This is a genomic window from Streptosporangium sp. NPDC051022, assembly GCF_040683035.1.
Classification (GTDB): domain Bacteria; phylum Actinomycetota; class Actinomycetes; order Streptosporangiales; family Streptosporangiaceae; genus Streptosporangium.
On sequence record NZ_JBFBCF010000092.1, the window covers coordinates 1 to 1334 of the forward strand.

The window sequence follows — 1334 nt, forward strand, 5'->3', positions numbered from 1 at the left end:
TGAGGTTCCCCCGGTTTCCCGGAGTGTTTCCTATCTGGTTTCGGTCAGCTCGGTGTGGCCGCTGACGGTGTCGGGTAGGTCGTGTTGCTGGGCGTACCAGGCGGCTTCGTACTCGTCCGGCGAGAGTCCGCCCAGGCCTTTCTGGATACGGCGAGGGTTGTACCACCCGTCGATGTAGCGGAACAGAGCCGTATCGGCTTCCTCGCGGGTGGCCCAGGTGTTGCGGTATACCAGCTCAACCTTGATCGTTGACCAGAGGTTTTCGGCGAGCGCGTTGTCGAAGCTGTCGCCCACGCTGCCGGTCGAGGGCGCGATGCCCGCGTCGGCCAGGCGCTGGGTGAAGCGAATCGCCGTATATTGGCAGCCCTTGTCCGAGTGATGGATCAACTGTCCGGCGCGCACGTCACGGCTCCACAAGGCGAACTCCAGCGCGCCGAGCACCAGGTCGGTGCCGGCCCGGTCGGAGGTCTTCCAGCCCACGACGCGGTTGGAGAAGGCGTCGCGTACCGAGGCCAGCCACAGAACGCCCTCGCCGGTGAGGATGCGGGTGAGGTCCGCCACCCACAGCCGGTTCGGCGACGGCGCGGAGAAGTCGCGGTTGACCAGGTCGGGCGCCGCCTGATGGCGCGGGTCTTGGCGAGTGGAGCCGGTCTTGAAGCCCTTGCGCATGAAGGCTCCTTGCAGGCCGGCCGCTCGCATGAGGCGCTCGACACGCTTGCGGGAGACGTGAACGCCGCGGCGGCGTAGCTCCAGGTGGATCCGGGGCGATCCGTAGGTGTCGGCGAACTCGTGGCCGGCCCGGATCTTCTTGATCTCCTCCAGCAGCAGGGCGTCGGACATCGCTCGCGTGCTGGGTCGGGCGGCACGGGTTCGCCAGTCGTAGTAGGTGGAGACGGGGATGCCCAGGACCCGCAGAATGAGTTCGACCGCGGCAAGGCCGGGGTGTTCGTCGATGAACCTCATGGCCGCCGCCGGGTCGGGTCGAACTCCTGGGCGAAATAAGCGCTGGCCGCCCGCAGGATCTCGTTGACCCGCCGCAGTTCGGCGTTTTCCCGGGCCAGTCGTCGGTTCTCCTCCAGCATCGCAGTTGTCGGCAGGTCGTCGCGCTCGCCGTGGTCGGCCTGGTCCTGCCGGATCCAGTTCCGCAGCGCCTCCCGATGGATGCCCAGTTGGTCGGCCAGGTGTGCGATGACCGGCTTGGGCTCAGCTTGCCGGTACAGCCTCAGCGCTCGCTCGCGCAGTTCCAGCGGGTACTTCCGCTTCCCCATGATCGAGACCTTTCCCATGATCCGTGGACCATGATCCAAAGCCTCCGGAAAAACGGGGGAAGCTCA

At 66.6% G+C, this 1334-nt stretch carries 2 protein-coding genes; both read right to left on the bottom strand.

What is annotated here, in order from left to right; genetic code table 11:
• Positions 1-30: 30 nt before the first annotated feature.
• Positions 31-963, bottom strand: a complete 933-nt coding sequence (locus AB0N02_RS47330) for an IS3 family transposase (protein WP_363961767.1) — start codon at positions 961-963, stop codon at positions 31-33.
• Positions 960-1268: a transposase gene (locus AB0N02_RS47335; RefSeq protein ID WP_363961769.1), complete on the bottom strand. Its 309-nt coding sequence runs from the start codon at positions 1266-1268 to the stop codon at positions 960-962. The genes AB0N02_RS47330 and AB0N02_RS47335 overlap by 4 nt, the downstream gene beginning before the upstream one ends.
• Positions 1269-1334: the final 66 nt, after the last annotated feature.